At 45.5% G+C, this 3390-nt stretch carries 5 protein-coding genes; all 5 read right to left on the bottom strand.

Features of this window, described 5'->3' with window-relative positions:
• A partial coding sequence (locus tag JCM13995_RS13180) for a Gfo/Idh/MocA family protein (RefSeq protein WP_054666464.1) occupies positions 1 to 1158 on the bottom strand: 1158 nt, incomplete at its 3' end.
• Between the two features lie 4 nt (positions 1159 to 1162).
• On the bottom strand, positions 1163 to 2038 hold the full coding sequence (locus tag JCM13995_RS13175; RefSeq protein ID WP_054666460.1) for a sugar phosphate isomerase/epimerase family protein: 876 nt from the start codon (positions 2036 to 2038) through the stop codon (positions 1163 to 1165).
• Positions 2038 to 2319, bottom strand: coding sequence for a hypothetical protein (locus tag JCM13995_RS13170; RefSeq protein WP_156314509.1), 282 nt, complete (start codon positions 2317 to 2319; stop codon positions 2038 to 2040). The genes JCM13995_RS13175 and JCM13995_RS13170 overlap by 1 nt, the downstream gene beginning before the upstream one ends.
• Positions 2279 to 2752, bottom strand: coding sequence for a hypothetical protein (locus JCM13995_RS13165; RefSeq protein WP_156314508.1), 474 nt, complete (start codon positions 2750 to 2752; stop codon positions 2279 to 2281). Before JCM13995_RS13165 ends, JCM13995_RS13170 begins: the two co-directional genes overlap by 41 nt.
• On the bottom strand, positions 2706 to 3390 hold a 685-nt coding region (locus tag JCM13995_RS13160; protein WP_054666450.1), incomplete at its 5' end, for a carbohydrate ABC transporter permease. The genes JCM13995_RS13165 and JCM13995_RS13160, both read right to left, overlap by 47 nt.

The following is a 3390-nucleotide window of genomic DNA, read 5'->3' as shown; positions in this document are numbered from 1 at the left end:
AAAATTGAGGTCCGTATTTAAGACTTGATCCTTTACCTGCTTTTTCTTCGAGGAAGCAATACGCTTCTGCAGCTGGCTTAGGAAGTCATCTTCATCGATTGGAAAGTCGACCCACCGGTGCTCCCAACTCGATTGGTAAATGGCATTAGAGATAGAAAGACCGTAAATGCCATCGCTGGCAGGGCTCAACAACGTTTCGCCAAATAAGATGTGATTAACGAAATTCTGGACAATCTTCGGGTGCCCGGAATCCCCATCAAATTTTACTGGAATATCAATCTTCCAGGTCTCAGGTTCGCCAAACCCACCCTTGTAATTCTTGTTCCAATCGGCTTCATCGACCTGATTCTGCCAAAACTTGAGTTGGGAATCCTCGATGACGATCTTGCCCTTAGAGCCGACAATCTCAAAGCGATTGGTCCCCGGCGTTTCAGTCGTAGTGGTAACAAAGACCCCAGTAGCACCGTTAGCGTATTCGCAGTACGCAGTGACTTCAGTTTCAACTTCCACATTGCGACGCTTACCCTCATAGGTGAAACCAATCAAGCGACTCGGCATGCCGCAAATCCATTGCCACAAATCTAGCTGATGCGGATCCTGGTTAAGCAGCACACCACCACCTTCACCGGCCCAAGTAGCTCGCCAGTCGCCTGAATCATAGTAGCTCTGTGAGCGATACCAATTGGTAATGATCCAGTTAGTCCGACGCAGCTCGCCAATTTCACCGGAATCGACCAATTGCTTGGCCTTTTGATAGACTGGGTTCATCCGCTGGTTGTACATTAATGCGTATGTTAGTTCGGGGTGCCGTTTCGAAACCTCAATTGCCTCCCGAACTTTCTTCGTGTACACACCTGCTGGCTTTTCACTCAAGACATGCTTTCCTGCCTTCATCGCTTGCATGGCCAATACTGGATGAGCGTAATGAGGAGTTGAGATAATCACAGCGTCAACATTCGGATCCGCCATCATCGCTTCGTCTGTGTCATAGAATTGGTAATGCTCACCATAACGCTTTTTGGCCAACTCAAGCTTCTCTGGATTAGTGTCACACATAGCGACTAAGCGTGCATGCTTGATCTGACCTTTCGACAGGTAACCCGCGTGTAAATTACCAATATTGCCAATGCCGATAATACCAATGCGTAATTCTGTCAAAATATCACTTCCATTCTTGATGCAACTGATCGACTAAGATTGCTTTCAATGCGTTACTTGCAACCGTGAAAGCACGGGCACCATCGTCTACCTCATTATCGGCAATCGAGACACCATCCTGCTCGAGTTGTGCAAACCCGGTAAACTCAGTGAGATGCGGCTCCAAAGACAGATACCCATGATAATTATCCTTGACCAGTCGTGCCAAAATATCCTTTAACTTCCCATCACCATACCCAGCCGGTGTTACCGCACGGTCAGCGTAATGCGCGTCCTTGATGTGGATATACGCAATGTAGGGTGCAAGTAGATCAAATGCCTCTGGGTAAACCTTTACGCCGCACTGAACAAAGTTAGCCGGATCAAAAGCAGCGCGAAGCTGTGGCGAGTCAATTGACTTAAGCAAGGTCAAGCACCGTTCAGGTACATCCCCAAAGATTGCCTTCTCGTTCTCATGAAGCAAGGTAATTTCGGGATAATCCTTTGCCGCTTCCATAAAGGCCTGCCAACGGCGAATCACTTCATCCTGGTACTTTGCCGTATCTGAATCCGCCATGAAGAAGCTAAACACCCGCACATATTGAGCGTTGAAAACACGCGCCACCTCAAGAACATGCTTAAACTGTTCCAGATGGGGCTCAAAGGCATCCGTAATTTCGATTTTCCCAATTGGGGAGCCAATGCTTGAAACCTTAATCCCAGCGTCATCAAGCCGCTTCTTATACCCTTTCGCCTCGGCAAGCGTAAACTCGCTCACGTTTTCGCCATCAATTCCTCGGACTTCAATGTGCGAAATTCCGTTTTCATGAAGCACGCGAATTTGCTCATCGAGATCCGGCCCAATCTCATCAGCAAATCCTGTAATTGTAAAATCAGCCATCATTTATTCTCCAATCCAGCCTGTACAGGGTTGATAGTCCTCTGTACAGCTTTGATCGTTAACTTATAACCGATCCAAAAGACCACGATGTTCATGCCAAGTATATTCAGTATCGTTGCCTGATACCCCACTGACAGCCAGAGAGACAATAGTAGCCCTATAGTCAAGGCACCAAAGATACTTCGCCAGCCCAAATAAACCGACTTTTTAAGCTGTTCATGCAGGTTCTCCCCACTTTTGTCAATTGCTGTCACCAGCAGGTAATTCCAAAGCGTTGCCATTAAAAAAAGCTCCAATAATCAAAAATGGGATAATCATGAAGTGCAATACTTCTTGCCTCATGACAAGCAGAAATTCGAACGTAAATCCCATCCCAATAATCGTAACCACCGCATTAAACCCCCAGCGTAATTGTCGAAACGCACGCCAACGTTGAGCGAAGGTAGCCATGTCCTCTTTTAAGGTAAAGGAGTGACCTTCAAGATAAACCTGCCCAAATTGATGTAGCATCACAACGACGTTTGGAATCAAAATCAAAACGCAAAGACCGTAAAGAGGACTAGTTAGCAAACTAAACTTGAAGAACTGGTTCACTAGCCACCAAGGAATGCAGTAAATTGCGAAAGCGAAAGTGACTTTATACAGTTCGAAAAATCTATCAATCTTGCTATGAATCGATGCAGGCATAAACGGCTGCATGAACATCTTGATCATTCAAATCACCCTTGATACCACCAGCAGACATGCCATCCACAAAGTTCCGTGATGCAGAGAAGAACAGAACCAGCGAAGGAACCAGCGCAATCAGTGACATCGCAATCGTCTGATTCCAAGGTACAAAGCCGGAGGATGCGTCTGTTGCCATCTTCAATGCAATTGCAACGGGAAACTTTGAGACTGTCGAGAGATAAATCAACGGTGTCATAAAATCATTCATGGACCAAATAAACTGAAAAAGTACAACTGTTATTAAAGCCGGCTTCATCATCGGAACTAATATGCGAAGTAACACTTGAAGCGAATTGCACCCGTCCATAATTGCCGCCTCATCGTACTCTTTCGGGATTCCTCGCATAAATTGAATCAGCATAAATACAAAGAACGCTTCCTGTGCAAATACATCAGGCAAAATCAATGGCACATACGTATCAAGTAAATGAAGATCGCGCCACATGATATACATAGGAATCCGGGTTACCACACCCGGCAGAAACAAAGTCGCAACTACAAGGCTGAAAAGAATTTTCTTAAATGGAAACTCGAAACGCGTGAATGCATAGGCAGTCATCGTGCAGGAAATGAGTGTAAAAATGACTTTTGGAAAGACAATCTTAAAGGAGTTCCTCAATTTT

This window comes from Lacticaseibacillus camelliae DSM 22697 = JCM 13995, from assembly GCF_001311195.1.
Lineage (GTDB): Bacteria > Bacillota > Bacilli > Lactobacillales > Lactobacillaceae > Lacticaseibacillus > Lacticaseibacillus camelliae.
Note: the sequence above shows the minus strand (reverse complement) of the source record. Positions and strands in the feature narration are given on the sequence as shown.